The organism is Epilithonimonas sp., assembly GCF_032055105.1.
In the GTDB taxonomy this organism is placed as follows: Bacteria; Bacteroidota; Bacteroidia; order Flavobacteriales; family Weeksellaceae; genus Epilithonimonas.
Genome location: NZ_DAMBRK010000001.1, coordinates 208484 through 226820 on the forward strand (window position 1 = coordinate 208484; position 18337 = coordinate 226820).

General features: G+C 35.0%; 9 protein-coding genes. 3 read left to right on the forward strand and 6 right to left on the reverse strand.

Translation table 11 applies throughout. From position 1 onward, the window contains the following. Window positions 1-3: 3 nt before the first annotated feature. From RTY06_RS00855 to RTY06_RS00870, 4 genes are all read right to left on the reverse strand, one after another. Window positions 4-609, reverse strand: a complete 606-nt coding sequence (locus RTY06_RS00855; protein ID WP_312822106.1) for a sugar transferase — start codon at window positions 607-609, stop codon at window positions 4-6. Window positions 610-655: 46 nt separating this feature from the next. Beyond that, a complete protein-coding gene (locus tag RTY06_RS00860; protein ID WP_312822108.1) occupies window positions 656-1081 on the reverse strand; it encodes a hypothetical protein in 426 nt (141 codons plus the stop codon). Between the two features lie 905 nt (window positions 1082-1986). Beyond that, the gene (locus tag RTY06_RS00865) at window positions 1987-8040 is read right to left on the reverse strand and encodes a T9SS type A sorting domain-containing protein (RefSeq protein WP_312822109.1); all 6054 of its coding nucleotides are present in this window, start codon (window positions 8038-8040) and stop codon (window positions 1987-1989) included. Between the two features lie 913 nt (window positions 8041-8953). Then, window positions 8954-9733: a hypothetical protein gene (locus tag RTY06_RS00870; protein WP_116031462.1), complete on the reverse strand. Its 780-nt coding sequence runs from the start codon at window positions 9731-9733 to the stop codon at window positions 8954-8956. Between the two features lie 431 nt (window positions 9734-10164). Here RTY06_RS00870 and glgP point away from each other — a divergent pair, with 431 nt between their 5' ends. Then, window positions 10165-11817: an alpha-glucan family phosphorylase gene (gene glgP, locus RTY06_RS00875; protein ID WP_312822111.1), complete on the forward strand. Its 1653-nt coding sequence runs from the start codon at window positions 10165-10167 to the stop codon at window positions 11815-11817. Between the two features lie 125 nt (window positions 11818-11942). After that, window positions 11943-13688, forward strand: a complete 1746-nt coding sequence (locus RTY06_RS00880; protein WP_312822112.1) for a TIGR04141 family sporadically distributed protein — start codon at window positions 11943-11945, stop codon at window positions 13686-13688. 96 nt (window positions 13689-13784) lie between these two features. On the opposite strand, the gene aceA is transcribed toward RTY06_RS00880, so the two are convergent. Continuing rightward, the gene (gene aceA, locus RTY06_RS00885; RefSeq protein WP_312822113.1) at window positions 13785-15065 is read right to left on the reverse strand and encodes an isocitrate lyase; all 1281 of its coding nucleotides are present in this window, start codon (window positions 15063-15065) and stop codon (window positions 13785-13787) included. A gap of 91 nt (window positions 15066-15156) precedes the next feature. Beyond that, on the reverse strand, window positions 15157-16731 hold the full coding sequence (gene aceB / locus RTY06_RS00890; protein ID WP_312822114.1) for a malate synthase A: 1575 nt from the start codon (window positions 16729-16731) through the stop codon (window positions 15157-15159). A gap of 90 nt (window positions 16732-16821) precedes the next feature. Between aceB and RTY06_RS00895 the strand changes: the two genes are divergently transcribed. After that, the gene (locus tag RTY06_RS00895; RefSeq protein WP_312822115.1) at window positions 16822-18333 is read left to right on the forward strand and encodes an XRE family transcriptional regulator; all 1512 of its coding nucleotides are present in this window, start codon (window positions 16822-16824) and stop codon (window positions 18331-18333) included. Window positions 18334-18337: the final 4 nt, after the last annotated feature.

Sequence of the window (18337 nt, forward strand, 5' to 3'; positions counted from 1 at the left end):
ACTTTACTCATTTCCTTTAAAACTTTCTGTTGTTGCTTGCCCTGCACTATTAATTCCTTCACTTTTTACAACCTTCTTGATTGTTAATAACAAAATTTTCAAGTCAAACAAAAAACTAACATGTTTTACATAAAAAACATCATAAACAAATTTTTGTTGCCAACTAAGAGCGTTCCTTCCATTCACCTGAGCCCAACCAGTAATACCAGGCTTTATTAGATGTCGTTGTTTTTGTTCCTCATTATACAACGGTAGATAGCTCACCAAAAGAGGTCTTGGCCCTATGAAACTCATATCACCTTTCAACACATTGATTAATTGAGGCAACTCATCCAAGGATGTTTTTCTTACAAATTTCCCCATCTCAGTCAATCTAAGCTCATCAGGCAAAAGATTTCCAGACGCATCTTTTTGGTCTGTCATGGTTTTGAACTTGATAATCTTAAAAACCTCCTCGTTCTTACCTGGTCTTTCTTGGAAAAAGAACACATTGCGTTGATTGAATAAATAAAGCAAAACAATCAGCAACACAAACAAAGGAGAAAGACCTATCAAAAGAACCAATGCCAACAGGAAATCAAATACTGGTTTTAGGATTTCTCTATACATATCTTAAAAATAAATCCGAAATCAATCAATTTCGGATGCCTATATTTTAAATATTAATTTTTTTACTCTTTTCTCTATAATATATAATAAAAACCAATCCGGTCAAGAATAAAAATGGGAGAAAACCATCAATTAGAACAGGCTCAGGCCCAGGGTTACCAGGACCTGCAGAAGATGACTGAGTCCCATCAACTTGAGTATCTGTACCTATCTTTGTTGAATTATTCACGTCTGATTGATTGTGTAAAGTAGTCGATTTATCTTGTTCAAAAACATTATCCTGAAACTGTGCAAAAGACACAAAACTAATTGCTATAAATAATAAGCTAAGATATTTCCTCATTGTCCGTTTAAAAATAAACATAATTTTCAAGCTGTAAAGATATAAAATTATACCAAAATCATAAGCCTTATATATTAAATTATAATTAATAATGTGTTTTAAATAATTATTTAATAATTTAACCAGCATTATCCAAGCTATACAAATCCACAAAAATAAACTTAATAATGATCAACTTTTTTCAACAACCGAAAAACACCGATTAATCTGACTGCCAAAAAAAAAACCAATCTTATCTAGCCTAAATTCGGGATAAAAGTTTATAGCGGTCATAAGATAATTTTATACTACAAATTTCTTATAACAAGGATTTATAAAATTTTTATTTTTCATATTAAAAAAGTATAGAAATTTAAATCTGTAAGAAAAAATAGTAAGAGCCTGTTTAAAAAAATATAAAAAATATTAAACCACAAAGTCACAAAAGAAGAATCAAAAAAAGAAAATCTTTCAAAGAGCAAAAAAGAAGTCATTATCCTTATTTGAACTTTTGATAAACTTAAGGAAAATTTAAACTTTTGTGACTTTTATGGTTTTCGAAACAAATTTAAAGAAGCTCATCATACTTCTATTTTACCCGTTGTACATTTTGCTAAATTTTATTATTGAACTCGTCAGTTCGTGTAAAAAATAATTTGTAATAAAATGGAAAATTATTTTTGTATCGAGAACAAACTCATCTTCAAAATTACAAACTTCTCGATACGTCTCGCCTAAGGCGGACTACTCGAAGTGACGAAAAACAATCAAAATGCACAAGAAGTGTCTATTTTATCTTTTTTTGCACTTCAGATAGGGGTTTTCTATGTGACTATGTGGTTTAGATTAATTTCCAAACAGATTCTAAGCAAAAAAACATTAACTAAAATTCACTTTACCACAAACCTACAGGGAGGAAAAATCACTTGGAAAGTAATCAAAATGACGTCTTTTAGGGGCGGGGTAATAATTTTGATTACTTTTCAAACAGGCTCTTAAAATAAAAAAAGACCAAAACAAAATTGTTTCGGTCTTTTTAATAGATTACCAATCGCTTACTTTATAACTTTCTTGGTTTTCACATCTCCAGAATTCTCAGCTTTTATAATAAACATACCTTCTGGGAATGTAGAAGCATTCAACTTAAAGATTTTATTACTTGTTGTTTGAACAACCACCAATCGTCCTGCCGTATCATAAACTTCTACTTTTCCTAAAGCTTTAGAAGATTTCACCACAAAATCATTTCCATCTCTGTAAACTACAAAATCAGATTTTGAATCATTTCCAACACCTAAAACTACATCTTCTTTATAAACAATCTCGAAACGAGTAAGATCAGTACCCTTAACTGCCTCGAAAGTATAATCGCCACTAGTCAAGTTCACAATTTTATTAAGAAGTTTATCTTTCAGATAAATATTCTGACTCTCAAGGAAAACACCACCTTTACTTTCTATGCTTATTTTCTGACTTCCTGCAACAGCCGTTTTAACCCCCAAAGGAACAATGTCATCCACATCAAAAGCTCCCTTTCTACCTTGGATTGACAATTTTTTCGAATCAGAGCTTAAAGAGAAGAAGTTTTCTGTAACTCCTTCGCTGAAGATAGCACTATCAAAACGCTCAAAACCATTTTCCGCAGCAGGGTTGTAATATACCGCCGTTAACAAGTTCATATCTTTAGATGTGGTTAATTTTAGATAGAACTTATCACTATTTTCAGAATCCCCTTTATAATATTGCGAGTGCACTCCATGCATTAAAATACCTGAAGTTCTCATAGAATTCTCGAAATTAAGGTTTCCACCTACTTCCGAAGCTCTAATAATAAAACCTTGTCCTGGTCTTACAATTCCATTTGGTTTCTCACCTGTCGCAGAATGTCTTGGAGCAGGCACACCAATCCCTGAAGACATATTAACCGTAGCATAGTTTTGATTAACATACCCAGACCCTAATTGAATCAGATCTGTATTACCTGTATTATCCCAAAAGTAAGCCGTTGGCGTCTCGTCTGTATCATTATAAAATCTTGCACTATTAGCATTGTACAATGCTACAAGATTAAGGTTAGAAGGATAAGGATTACCAATTAGGTTATAGTTACTTCCTGCTGTAGACAACTCTATACTATTAGTTCCCAATGTAGTTTCATTATTAGCCTCCCCTACAAAACTTGCAGTTACAGCTGGCGCTACTATAGAAGAACCTTTGATAGAATAACCTTTTGCAAACTGAGAAAGTGGATTACTTGCTGTTGCAAGAGAAGTAAACATATCATTTAATGAATTATAAACCATCACACCTTTATTAGAGATCCCTGGATATAGACTATATAGAGCTTGGTTTTTCACCGGAGAAGACCAAAAATTATATTGATCACTTGGCACATCAGCTTTTCTCTCCATTCTTATATTCCCAACATTAGCTGCATCTTTATCCTGCATCAGCTGTGCATTGTTTTCAAATAAAACTGTACCACCATTATTTTGCAGACCTCCTTTTGCTTCAAGTACATTAGAAGGTACATTATCAGCTGTTTCCGACAATTTCAAAGTAGCACTTGTTACTTTAGTTAATTGGTTTACTAAAAGTTTGCCCGGAGCTACTGTTTTTTCTCCTATACCAGAAATGGTTAGATTTTGATAACCTGCAGGAAACAATGTTACCGTTTGATTACCATCCGTAGTTGCTTTACTATACTCTACTGTACTTCCCGTCTGTAATATTATATTTTCTACATCACTCTTTATTGATGTATTAGTACTACCGGAAAAACCATCCACATCTCCTGTTTTGAAAGTTCCTCCATTTTCTACAGTTACCGTTTGTACACCTGTTGGTCCTTCAATGGTATTATTATTAATGGTAAACTCACCACCATTTTTTATCGTGAAAGTCCCCCCAGACTGCAACGTAATACTTCCACTAGAATTACCTACTGGTTTACCAGTAATCTCTACGTTCTGGTATGCTGTACTACGAACCGTTTGAGTAGAAGTATTAACATTTGCAAACTCTACAACCCCACCAGTAAGATTATAAACACCAGACAAACCTGGGTTTGTACTCGTTTTATATAATTTATAGCGTCCATCGGACATAGTTAATACACCTTTTGTATCACCGTCCCCAAAAGATCCCGTACTATTATCTAACACAGTTCCTTTTTTGATTTCAAGGTAACCACCATCGTTTATTTCCTTAAGACCATTAGGTTGAAATTCTAAAGTATTATCAGCTAGTTCTACAATTACTTTTTTGTTGGATGCAGCATCTGGTAAACCGTTTCCAGATGACTGATTTGCTTTACCAATGTAATGGAAAGTCGCATCGCCGCTATAAGTTCTACCAGCAACAGGCACTTGCACATTTCCCAAATTAGCCGTTGTTGTAATTCCGTCTAAGGAAGTAATTTTTAATGTAGAGTCACTTGCTGAAGTAAACGTTTGCCCACTTCCGTTAGCTAAAACATTAAGCGCTGTTATACCATCCGCCGCAAAACCAAAGTCTAACGTACCGCCAGATAAAACATTGAATTTAGAATTGGAACCTAAAGTTAAGTTTTGATTAATAAGTTTTACTAATGAACTGTTTTTTATATTAAAAGAAATATATGTAGGGTAATTTAAGGAAGAATAATCAATAGTTTGCTCAGAAATTCCAGAAAAAAACAGCCCTGAAATTCCATTATTAAAAGTACTTGTATTTCCATTTACTAATTGACCTTCCAAAATAGTTAAATTACCATTTAGATTAATCTGAAAATTTGTTCCACCAGAGTTAGAAACAATCATTCTAGCAATTCCTTTTTGTATTTCAAAATTACGATTTACGTTTAACGTAATAGTATGAGAATTTGCAGCACTTGCAGTTGCAGATACAAATCTAAATTCTCCAGTTCCTCTTTTAATATAATCTCTCTGTATATTTAGAATTGAGTTTCCAGTTCCTGTTTGATAGGCTACCGAGTTTGTAGTATTAATATCCGTTATAAAATCTCTACCCACACCCATAGTTATAGAACTTCCTGAAAAAATACTTAGGTTACTAGCAACACTGTAAGTAAGAGTTAAATCATTATGTGTAATATTATAATTTGCACCAGTAGGCATGAATGCACTAAATCCTGACACCGGTTCAAAGGTTAAATTACCAAAAAGTGCCGTATAACCATTATACTCTCTTGCGGTAATCGTAGGTACACCCGAATTAATATCAAATAAATCTGCACTGCTATTTTTAACCCTCATTATTACTTTAGAATTAGGTTTAAAATCTTCTTCTCCTGCCCAAATATTTGCAGATAAATTAGAACTAGAATATGATATTGTGACAACCCCATTATCTTCAATAGTAAATAAACCTGAATTTGTTAGTAAAGAATTTAAAATCAAACTACCACCATCTTTTACGGTAAGATTATATGCACTTGCACTTGCACTGGTTGATACAATATGTCCATTCCTTATGTCAATCCCACTTGCTATATTTGTTGGCGCAGCAGTAGCTGTAATCCAATCCTCATCATTAGTAGAATTAGTAGCACAAGACTGCCAGTGTGATGCAGTCGCCCAAGTACCATTTGTATTATTACTGCGGAAATAATCTGTAGCTTGTGTAACTTTTGATACCACAATATCTCCACTCGTTACAGTAGCCAAACTTCCAGATGCCGCTGTAATAGTGTAAGTACCAGACGCATCAAACTGTACCGTAGAAAAAGTTGCCACGCCAGCCACAGCATTTACAGAGGCAGCTCCTGTAAGATTAGCAGTTCCTGTTACAATATTACGAGTAAGACCAACTGCAGAGGTGTACTCTGCATCTACTGTATTATCATCTCTCTGCGCCTGAACTGTAAATGTTGTAAGATTAGCATTAGCAGCACCAGTAGTTGGCGGTATAATACCAAATACCAATTTGGTAGCAACACTTTTTGTAGTGAAAGTTTGCAACGCACCGTATGTATAGGTAGTCCCGTCATATACATAAGCTCTGTATGAGTAGCTTGTATTTGGCGTCAAAGCGGTTAAACCCAATGTATAAGGACCTGTTGTTGTACCGGTAGCCGGCGTTGTTGTAACCCCAGTACCGCCATTCAGCGGATCCGCATTGGTTGCCGTAACTGCATACACAAAGCCTTTCTCGGTAATAGCAGGAAGACAAACGCTATTTGCAGAAAAACCACCATTAAGCGTAGCCGTTGTGTTGACAACATTGCTTGCTGCATTGGTAGCCACAGTTGCCGGTGAAGGCACAAGCCCTGTTCCAGATGCAGCTACATTGATACTAGGCGCAGCGCCTCCAGACACTACTATATTACCATTATAAGCCTGTGCTTGTGTTGGGCTAAACTGTACATATATCGTTTTGTTAAGCATTGTACCGGCATTAGCAAAAGATAATGTAGAAGTAAAAGGACCTGTAGCTGTTTCCGAATAAGCATAACCAGCAAGAGCAGCTAAACTTATATTACCAATTTTTACTGTACCACTAAGGGTAAAGGAGTTGACAGGCTTAGTTGCAACATTGGTACAAACATTACCAAAAGCTGTTAACGCTGTTGCAGATAAAGCTTCTGTAACCGCAGTAATAGCAACAGTATTGGTAGTAAGATCACTTCCCGTGCTAAGTGCCACTCCTTTTACGGTTACACTAAAATTAATAATATCCGCATCAAAATCTGTATTATCATAAGTAAGAGTAATAGTAGCAGAACTTCCAGAACCACTTACCGAGCTTATCCCTACCCCAGCAGGCGCATTGTTAAGAACAAAATTAGTTGCCGTAAAATTGACATAAGTTGCGTTGGTAAGATTAACAGTTAAGCTTGATCCATTTAAATTAGTTTCTGACAAAGAACTTGGAGTTGAGCTGAGTGTAGCAGCAGGTGTGGTATTAGCCACAATAGTTTGCAACCCCGATGCACTGGCAGAACCGGTAAGCGTCTCGGTTCCAGAAAAATCAAAGTAAGCATCTTGATCATCTATAGCCTCTACACCCACAGTATGTCCTACGGTAGCAGCAGCAGCCACATCTGTAGTGATCCAAAAATAAAAAGAACTACCAAGAGCCAATGTTTGGTTTAGGTTTGAAAAAGTAATAGTTTCTCCAGTACCTGCTCCCAAGATATTTGTAAAAGTACTGCCCATCTGTGTAGCACCAGAAAATGTATTCCCAGTGGTTCTCCATAGTTTGAAATTGGTAATATCTGATGATGTATAAGTTCCTTTGGTAGAAAAATAAACTTCATTAAGAACTGTTGCAGCATCTGTAACAGTAGCTTTGAAACTAGAAAGCACACGGCTGGCAGTCCCTTGGACAACATTAGCTGCAGTAATTTGCCCATTCTCATTATTAGCAAGTGTGATAGTTGGGTTAGCTACTGCTTGATAAGTAGCTGCCAATGTAACATCATCAATCCCTATACCTTGAGAATTAGCTCCAGTAGTGTTTATAGTCCATCTAAGATAAAAGTCACTATTAGGAGCAATTGTTAATGAGGATATGGTAATCCCAGTTCTACTAACAACTAGTGGCGAAGCAAAAGTATACGAACTAGAACCAGTTGGAAAATTAGAAGCACTAATATCACCAGCTGAAACCGCTGTCCAATTTGTTCCATTTAAAGAATAGTAAAACTGAATAGAAGCTGACGCTGTATTAACTCTATATCTTTCCGCGTTGTAAGAAACAGAAATTTGAGTAATGTTAGTTGTACCATTATTCTTATAATATGATAATAAATTGTTAGGACTATCAAATGAACCAGATGTCATTGCACCCACAGCTCGTTCCGATGTTGTTCGCCCCCAGTTATATGTTCCTCCAGCGGTTGGATTGCTACTACCAGAGCTTTGTTGTGTAACCGTACCTACAGCTGCCGCCCATGTTGGACTTGTAGTTTCAATACGCATTCTCCAATTAGATGGCAATGTTGTAGTTGCACCCATAGAGTCAAAATTTTGCGTATTTGAATTTGAAGAATTTGTTAAACTAATCTGCCCCCAAGCCCATTGGGAAGCAATCAACAAAGCGAAAAGAAGAGGTTTGATACACGTGTAGAGAAAATGCGTTCTCAGAGAGAATAATTTTTTATCCATAGCATTTGTTTTCATTAAGCAGGCAAATATAATAATATAAACAAAACAAACGTATTTTTTTTAAAATGTTAACTTAAACACAAAAACACTAGCAAAATCATGTTAATTTCAATAAATAAACCCTATTTGTTAAAATTTAATTTTCCTAAATTTTACAATTATTTAACCTTTAATTAAGAAAAACGGCGGTCAACAATAAAAAAAGCAAGCGAACCTTCCTGATACATCTCGAAGAAAAAAGTGTTTTTTTTCACCCTGTCAACCTGAGCGCAGTCGAAGAATTTAACATAAAAGATCAAAATCAAATTCCTATAATTATTTTAAAACCCATCCCCGTCAATTCAAGTATTTTTATTCGCAACAAAGTGAAGAACGAAAATGTATCGAGAATCAATCTTCAAAAACCAGCCCCCGTCAATTCGAGTATTTTTATTCGCAACAAAGTGAAGAACAAAAATGTATCGAGAATCAATCTTCAAAAACCACAACCCGTCAATTCAAGTATTTTTGTTCACAACAAAGTGAAGAACAAAAATGTATCGAGAATCAACCAAATTAGCACTGTCAGCCTGAGCGGAGTCGAAGACCTCCATATAAGCAAAATTAGCATTGCATTGTTTTACAGCAAAGTCAGAAATGCTTTTATTATTAAATACTGTTTTTAAACCCAAACAAAGCCGTCACACTTATCTACGTTAAACCAAAGACCTAATTTTCATATCAATTTTGCTCCCTTTAGGGCTGGGGAAACAAAATTGAGTTGATAATATTGGGGAAAACAAAATTTAATTGATTCAAAAGGCTTATTGTATTCCTTTGTTAAATAAAACACCTTTTTTAAGATAACAAAACCCCAATAATATAAGCCACAAGACAAAATTCAACAAAACAACTAATTAACTAAGCAACTCATCTACTTTATCACCATCATCTGGCTATGCAGATTCTCGATATGCAGGATTTTGGAAAACGGACTGCTGATATTATTCAGCTCTTCCTTGGCGTGGATGTAGGAGTATCGGGATGCGATATTATACATATTAGAAACCAACACCAGCCAGCATTCTTTGGCTTTCTCATTATAAAGCACAAACTTATTATTCTTTTTCTCGATGACTTCTCGGATTTTTTCAGAATGAAGCTCATCAAACAAAGAAAACCGGTATTCTAAAAACAAAAGAACGCCCTTGTTGTGGGGCGTTCTTCTGATATGTTTTACAAATTGAGTATTCTTGTTATTGGTAATAGCAGACGATATCTCCTTTATCAATTGCTCTGGCTGTTGGTAAAAATCCTCCTGGTGATAATCGATGCTAAGATAATAGATCCCGGAAAGACTTTTATATTCAGACAACAACTTCTCTACCGTACGAAAGATATGATTGATATAGCTCTCTTTTTTCTTGAGCTCAAGATGGTTTATCACCTCCGAAACCTCCACACCAATTCTTTTACCTTGATACTTAATGATAAAATCCGGGCTTTCTCCAGTCAGGTTTTCGATCTCGATATCTGGATAATGAGCAAACAAACTGTTCAGTAGCAGCAGTTCTGTTTTTTTTTGATACTCCTCGCGCTCACAAAGATTAGCCTTACTGATAGCATCATACCATTTAACCAAATCATCGGTTTTGCCGTTTTTGGAAGCAACACAAATGTTCAAATTCTTTTCGAGGTCTTCGTTGTAAATCATATTGATTGTCTTAGAAATTAAACCTTTCTAAAGTTAATAAATTATTGATTACAAAACACTTATATGAATTAAAATTAATATAATGAGGTACAAAATTGTAAGTTATAGATGTATGAACCCCATTAACAACCATCAACCCATCAACCATCAACCATCAACCATCAACCATCAACCATCACCCCAAACACACATACCCCGTAGATAGTCCGTACATACCCCGTAGATAGTCCGTATAATCCCGTATAAAAATATTACGAAATGCGAAGTACGAGAAGCAAGACATCAATCTAAGAGCATCCCCACCAAAATCCACAAACCAAGAACCCCTTAACTTACATCTAGCAACCTTGCAACCCGCTACCTGCATCCCATCCAAAACTATTTATTATATTTGCAACCATATAGACAAGACCTTAAAAATTATTAAACTAATGGATTTTAAAAACTTCAAGATGCCTTACAGCATCAATCCAGATTATTCTAAAAAAACCGCTTATTTCTCTATGGAATTTGCGATAGATCAAGCTTTGAAGATCTATAGTGGTGGTTTGGGATTCCTAGCTGGTTCTCATATGAAAAGCGCTTACAACCTAAAACAAGATTTTGTAGGTATCGGAATCTTATGGAAGTACGGTTACTACGACCAAAGCCGCAATATGGATCAAACCCTGAACCCAATCTGGACCAAGAAAATGTACAGCTTTTTGGAAGATACAGGCATTAAATTTCAAATCGAGATTCACAATGCGCCAGTTTGGGTAAAAGTATGGTACCTTAATCCGGAAACCTTCAAGACCTGCCCAATGTTTTTCTTGAGTACAGATGTACCAGAAAACGATCACCTTTCAAAAACCATCACGCACAAACTATACGACGCCAACGAGTCTACCAAAGTTGCTCAATATATCCTTCTAGGAAAAGGTGGTGCTAAGTTGCTAGACGAAATCAATCTTGAAAGAGATGTTTACCACCTGAACGAAGCGCACGGTTTGCCAGCTGCATTCTATCTATTGAGAAAATACGGCGGCGATCTTGCAAAAGTGAAGGAGAAATTAGTCTTCACAACCCACACACCAGAGGAAGCAGGTAACGAGAAGCACGACATCCACCTTTGCCACGATATGTCTTACTTCTGCGGCCTAACCATCGATGAAGTTAAGAGAATCGAAGGCGTGAATGATGACCGTTTCAACCACTCGCTTTGTGCATTGAGAATGGCGAGAATTGCGAATGGTGTTTCCCAATTGCACGGTGTAGTTTCCAGAGAGATGTGGAACAAATATCCAGGCATCTGTGAAATCAAATCCATCACCAATGCTCAGGAATTCAAATACTGGGGAGACAAAGCTCTTTACAAACACAAAGAAAACGGAGACAACGAGGAGTTTGATACCAGAAAAGCTTACCTCAAGAAAAGAGCTTTCAGAATCGTTGCAGACCAAACAGGGAAAATCTTTGATACCAAAGTATTAACTATCGTTTGGGCAAGACGTTTTGCTGCTTACAAGAGAGCAGATCTTCTTTTGGCGGACAAAGAGCGTTTCAGAAAACTATTGGAAAACAAAGAGCATCCGGTTCAGATTATCTGGGCAGGAAAACCTTACCCAATGGATTACGGCGCAATTTCCACCTTCAATCACCTGGTGGAAGAAAGCAAGAATTACAAAAATATGGCGGTTCTTACAGGTTATGAATTAGCTTTAAGTAAATCCCTAAAACAAGGCTCTGACATTTGGTTAAATAACCCAAGAGTTCCAAGAGAAGCATCAGGAACCAGCGGAATGACAGCTTCTATGAATGGTTCCGTTAACCTTTCTACAGATGACGGTTGGATCCCAGAATTTGCAAGACACGGCGAAAACGCTTTCGTAGTTCCTCAAGCAGATTACAACAACTGGCCAACCATTGAGCAGGATCAATTTGACCTGGACAACCTTTACGATGTTTTGGAAAACGAAATCATCCCAGCTTATTACGAAAGGCCAGATCAATGGAGAACCATCGTACAAACCGCAATGGATGATGTGAAAGTCCAATTCGGAAGTGATAGAATGGCGGACGAATATTACAAACTATTGTATTAATTATCTTCCTATTCCAAATAAAATTCAAAACCCTGACTTCTTTGAAATCAGGGTTTTTTGTTGACATATTTTAAAAATTATTAAAAAGTTTCCATTTTTTCTTAATTTTATTCAAAAATAATAATATGAATATCATTCCTACAATATATAGAATTGACAAAAATAATTTAAAACTGAACGGATTAGAAAACGAACAAATTATTTTAAAAATCCTAAAAGAATATAAAGCATCTATTTCATTAGAGGAAATCAATACTTTTCATATCGAAAACATTCATTATCATCTTTTCACCCTAAACACCGAAGAAATAGAATCTGATTGGAAAAATTTTTTCCCACAAAAACTACGTTTAGATAAGAACTTTACTCAACAAAAACTATCATTAGTTTTATTCATTGAAAATGAATATGACATTTATTCAGTTATAGGTGGAAATGCATATAAAATAATACTTCCGTTTATTGACCAAAGCTTCGGAATTGATTGGTATTCAAGAATTATCAATCCTACAGAAGACAGCATTACTTCAATAAAATCTAGAGGCATAACAGGAAATAGAGCTGGCTTAAGTGAACAATATCGTGATGATTTCAAAATAATTGACTATATAAAATTTGGAAAAGTTCCTCAAGAAATTCATATAAAATTAAATAAGAAAACATCCAAAGATTATTTCAAATATTTATTAGACAAAAAAAATCCTCGTATAAATATCACAACAGGAAAAGGTTTTAAAATAAAAAAAGATATAAATTTCAATTCTCTTCACAGAATAATAAAAGAGTTTAGTATTATAAGGCAATTGGCTCCTTCAGATTTTTTAAGCTCATATGAGGAAATTAAAGATAAACTTTATATTGAAAATAATTTAAAAAATTTACTTATTGATAAAATTTATGATGACATCGCCTATGCAATTGGAACCGCTAATATTAGTAACTTTCAATTTGATTTTTGCAATCCAAACAGCATTGAAGATTTTTATGAAGCCGATGAATTTCGATTAAAAGAAAAAACCGACAAAGGTGGACATAGAGTTTTTAAAACAATTAACAATAAAGAAGATATTTATTCTGAAGTTATCAAATATACAATTTCACAAATTGAAAATTTCAACAAATTCAATTTTATGGTATTCCTACAAGGAATAAGAATATGTTGTTATAAAAATAAAATAAATACCCGCAATGCATCATTCTTATTTCATTTTAATTCTGAATTTAAAATAGAAAACCAATCAATATTTCTGATTGACAATAAATGGTATTTTTTAAGAAATTCTTTTATTGACGATTTAAAAGTACAAACAAAACATATACTTAGCACTTATAAACTACAAAACAACTTTCTGAATCAAAATTGGGAATTTGGATTAACTAGAGAAGGGCTATACAATTTAAAATATGATAACTTGGCTAATTATTTTGTTACAGACACAATTATATCAGATGGCATTGAACTTTGCGATATTATTTATTTTGATGACAACAACATTTATTTAACACACGTAAAGCAAGGATTCACAGCTAGTATGAGAGAACTTACTAACCAAATATTGATATCCGCTAAACGATTAAAAGATTGTTTAGGTTCAGATAATAAAAAATTTTTAGAAAAAATATATAAACAATTAGTTGAGAAAGGAAGAAACTTTAACTCTTTAAGTTTAGATGAATTTATAAAATTATTTGACACAAGAAAAAAAACGTTTGTACTTGCTTTTACATCACAACTTGCAAGCGATGCAATTGTTGAACATAATTTAAATTTATATAATTCTAATATTGCAAAATTTTCTCTTATCGAATGTTCTTCAGAGATGAGAATCAAATATTATGATATGGAAATATTACAAATTTCACGTAGCTAATCATTTCAATAAAATTCAAAACCCTGACTTTAAGAAATCAGGGTTTTTTGTTGACATATTTCGAAAATTCAACAATTATAATATGGATTCTGAGCCTTAATGAAATTGTGCAGTTTCTGTAGAATCCTTCATTGCAACAGTTGCAGATTTTCCGTTGGTAACAATCGTTTGAATCTCATCAAAATAACCTGTTCCAACAAACGATTGATGTTTCACAGCACGGAAACCCTTGGATTGAAGCGCAAACTCTCTTTCCTGCAATTCGGAATAACCTGCCATTCCCCTTTCTTTATAAGCATAGGCCAATTCAAACATAGCCGTATTCAAAGCGTGGAAGCCAGCCAATGTGATAAACTGGAATTTGTATCCCATTTTCGCCAACTCCTCACGGAAGTTTTCCATTTCTTCAACAGTCAATTTTGCAGCCCAGTTAAAAGACGGTGAACAATTATAAGCCAGCATTTTGTTTGGAAACTTAGCGTGAATTCCTTCCGCAAACCGTCTTGCATATTCCAAATCCGGATTTGAAGTTTCCATCCAAATCAAATCTGCGTAAGGCGCATAAGACAACCCTCTGTCAATCCCTTGTTCTACTCCATTATTAACAACATAAAAACCTTCTGAAGTTCTTTCTCCTGTCACAAATTTTTTATCTCTATCATCGATATCAGAAGTTAATAAATCTGCTGCATCCGCATCAGTTCTCGCAACAATCACAGACGGAACGCCACAAACATCAGCAGCCAATCTTGCTGCAATCAGCTTATTAATCGCTTCCTGAGTCGGAACCAGAACTTTTCCGCCTAGATGTCCACATTTTTTAGCAGAAGACAATTGATCTTCAAAATGAACGCCTGCAGCACCGGCTTCGATCATTTGTTTCATCAATTCAAAAGCATTCAGATTCCCTCCGAATCCCGCTTCCGCATCAGCAACAATCGGAACAAGATATTCTTTTTCTCCGCCTCCGTTAACCGATTGAATTTGGTCTGCTCTCAGCAACGCATTATTAATTTTCTTAACCACAGATGGAACCGAGTTTGCCGGATAAAGAGATTGATCAGGATACATTTCTCCTGAAAGATTCGCGTCTGCTGCAACTTGCCAACCTGATAAATAAATCGCTTCCAATCCTGCATCCACTTCCTGCACCGCTTGATTTCCTGTCAAAGCACCTAGTCCCGCAACCCAATCTTGATTGTTCAGTTTATTCCAAAGTTTTTGAGACATTTCTGTCGCAATCGTGTAATCTAATTTGTAAGAGCCTCTTAATTTCAACACTTCTTCTGCCGTGTAAGGTCTTGTAACGCCAATCCATCTCGGATTCGTCAACCAATCTTTTTCCAAAGCCTGGATTTTTTCTTGTTTTGTTTGCATAATATTTTGTGATTTGGTGTGATACTATTGTACAACGTATTAAGTATAATGTAAAAAGTACTTTTTACTTTGTACATTATACTTTTTACGATTAAATAAATGGATAAGCTTTTAGTGTTAAAAACTCCTCAAACTTATCGCAGAATATCAATTCATTGAAAAGCTCTTTTGCGAGATTGAATTTCCCTTTTGTAAATCGTTCTTCTCCAACATATCTTTTGATTCTGGAAAGCTCTTCTTTTTCCCATTGTAGAACCAATTCTCTTGTCAAAGTTCTTTCATCTTCAAGAACAACATCGTGGTACAACCACTGCCAAATCTGAGTTCTGGAAATTTCCGCCGTTGCTGCATCTTCCATTAGATTGTAAAGCGCAGCAGCTCCAACGCCCATTAACCAAGATTCAATGTAGAGGATTCCAACATTGATGTTTTTTCTAACGCCATTTTCCGTGATTGTTCCGGCAGGAACTTCCAGCAATTCGGACTCCTTTATTTTGTGGTCAAACTTTTTATCAATCTGATTTTTCTCCGGCATATATTGGTCAAATATTTCCTTCACTACAGAAACCAAAGCCGGATGCGCCACCCAAGTTCCATCGTGACCATTTCGAACTTCTCGTTCTTTGTCATTTCGAACTTTTTCAAAAGCCAATTCATTAGCTTCATCATCATTTTTCACAGGAATCTGTGCTGCCATTCCGCCCATTGCGTGGACATTTCTTTTGTGGCAAGCCTCAATCACTCTTTTGGAATAAGCATTCATAAAAGGTGAAGTCATCGTCACTTGGTCTCTATCTGGAACTAAAAACTGAGCTTGATTTCTGAATTTCTTGATATAAGAAAATATATAATCCCAACGTCCACAATTGAGTCCGGAACTATGATTTTTCAGTTCGAAAAGAATCTCGTCCAACTGGAAAGAAGCCGTAATAGTTTCTATCAAAACAGTCGCTTTGATTGTACCTTGTGGGATGTCTAGATAATTCTGAGCAAAAATGAAAACATCATTCCACCAACGGGCTTCTTTATAATGTTCTAATTTTGGAAGATAAAAATAAGGCGCAGTTCCCTTCTCAATCAAAGCTTTAGCATTTCTGAAAAAATAAATTCCGAAATCCATTAATGATGCGGAAGTTAGTTCGTCTTCAATCTCAATATTTTTTTCGGATAAATGTAAGCCTCTTGGACGAACAATCAATGTTGCGATTTCATCATTCAGTTTGTAAGATTTGCCTTGCTCATTAGTAAAATCAATATTTCTATTAATAGCATCTGTTAAATTGATTTGCCCTTGAATACAGTTTTCCCAAGTCGGAGAATTACTATCTTCAAAGTCCGCCATAAAAGTATTTGCTCCGGAATTAAGCGCATTGATAATCATTTTTCTATCAACCGGACCTGTGATTTCCACCCTTCTATCCAACAAATCTTTTGGCGTTTCCCCGCAAGTCCATTCTCCATTTCTGATATGAATTGTTTCTGATGGAAAAGATGGCAATTCTCCTGAATCAAATCTCAATTGCGTTTTCTTTCTTTCTTCTAACAATTCAATCCGAGTATGATTAAAATTCCTGTGAAGTTTGATTAAAAAATCATTCAATTCATCAGTAAAAACCTCTTGAAACTTGGTATTCGGGGAAATTTTTAATTGGCTCACCGTTTCCATAATTAAAATATTTTGTGATTTGGTTTGACAAATATAGAAAAAATATTTTCACAATTAGCGAACGTTCGCTAAATTTTTATAAAAATTATTATGCGAATAATCGCTTTAATATTTATCTTTGATTCTATGATTGCAGAAAGCGACTATATACGCGTGGTTTTTGGACTAAAACTGAAACAACAAAGACAGAAAAAAAACTGGTCTCTGCAAGACCTTGCAACCAAAACCGGACTTTCCAAATCCTATCTCAACGAAATAGAAAATGGAAAAAAGTATCCGAAACACGACAAAATAATTCAGCTTTCAGAAGCTTTACATTGCACTTTTGATGATTTGGTTTCAACTAAATTGGATAAAAGCCTGACGCCAATTAATGACGTTTTGCAATCAGATTTTTTTAAGGAAATTCCGTTGGATTTGTTCGGAATCAACAAGAATAATCTCATCAGCATCATCAGCGATGCACCCAAAAAAGTAACAGCTTTCATCAATGCATTGATAGAAATTTCTCAGAATTACAACCTCGGAAAAGAGCGATTTTATTTTGCTGTGATGCGTTCTTTTCAGGAATTGTATGATAATTACTTTCCGGAAGTTGAGGAAAAAGCGATTCAGTTTGCGAATGAGAATCAACTGGAACTTAATAAAAACCTCAAAACCGAAATTCTTGAAAACTTATTGAAAGAAAAATTCGGTTATCATATTCAATCAAAGGATTTTTCGGGAGATTACGCTTTGAACAAACTTCGCTCATTATATATTCCTGAGAAGAAATTATTGCTTTTGAATGAGCGATTGGACATTAATCAAAAAACCTTCATTCTCGCAAAAGAAATCGGCTTCAATGTTTTGAAACTCAATCCGAGACCCAATACTTATTCTTGGCTGGATTTCGGAAGTTTTGAAGAAATCCTCAATAATTTTTACGCCTCTTATTTTGCAGGTTGTTTCTTGATTTCGAAAAAAGAACTGATTGAAAAAACCTCGGATTTCTTCGACCAAAAACAATGGGAATCTGATAAATTCGAAGCATTAATTAATCATTTCACAGATTCGCCGGAAACATTTTATTACAGATTGACCAATGTTTTGACCTCGGAATTTGGTATTAGAGATTTGTTTTATTTGTGCTTTGTGAAGAAAGATGATTCGGATAAAATCAATATTCTAAAAGAATTACATCTTAATCATCAGCAAGCGCCACATTCCAACGCTACCAACGAGCATTACTGCAGACGTTGGGTTGCTGTGAAAAACCTGCATCATCTCAAAGAAAATGAGACTTTGACCGATGCTCAAATCTCGCATTACAAAGACCAAGGCGTGAGTTATCTCGTGATTTCCACTTCGCAAAAAAATCCTTTTTCCGACGGAAGCAACAGAAGTTATTGTTTGGGAATTCTGCTCAATAATCAAACGATTAAAAAATTGAATTTCGCAAAATCTTCCACTTTAAAAACTATTGAAGTTGGTGTGACTTGCGAAAGTTGCAGTATTCAGAATTGTGATGTGAGACAAGCGCCTCCAACAAGACTTGAAAAAGAGCAATTTAATCTCGATATGAAAAAATCGATTGAGAAAATCAGAAAATCATTAATTTAGGACA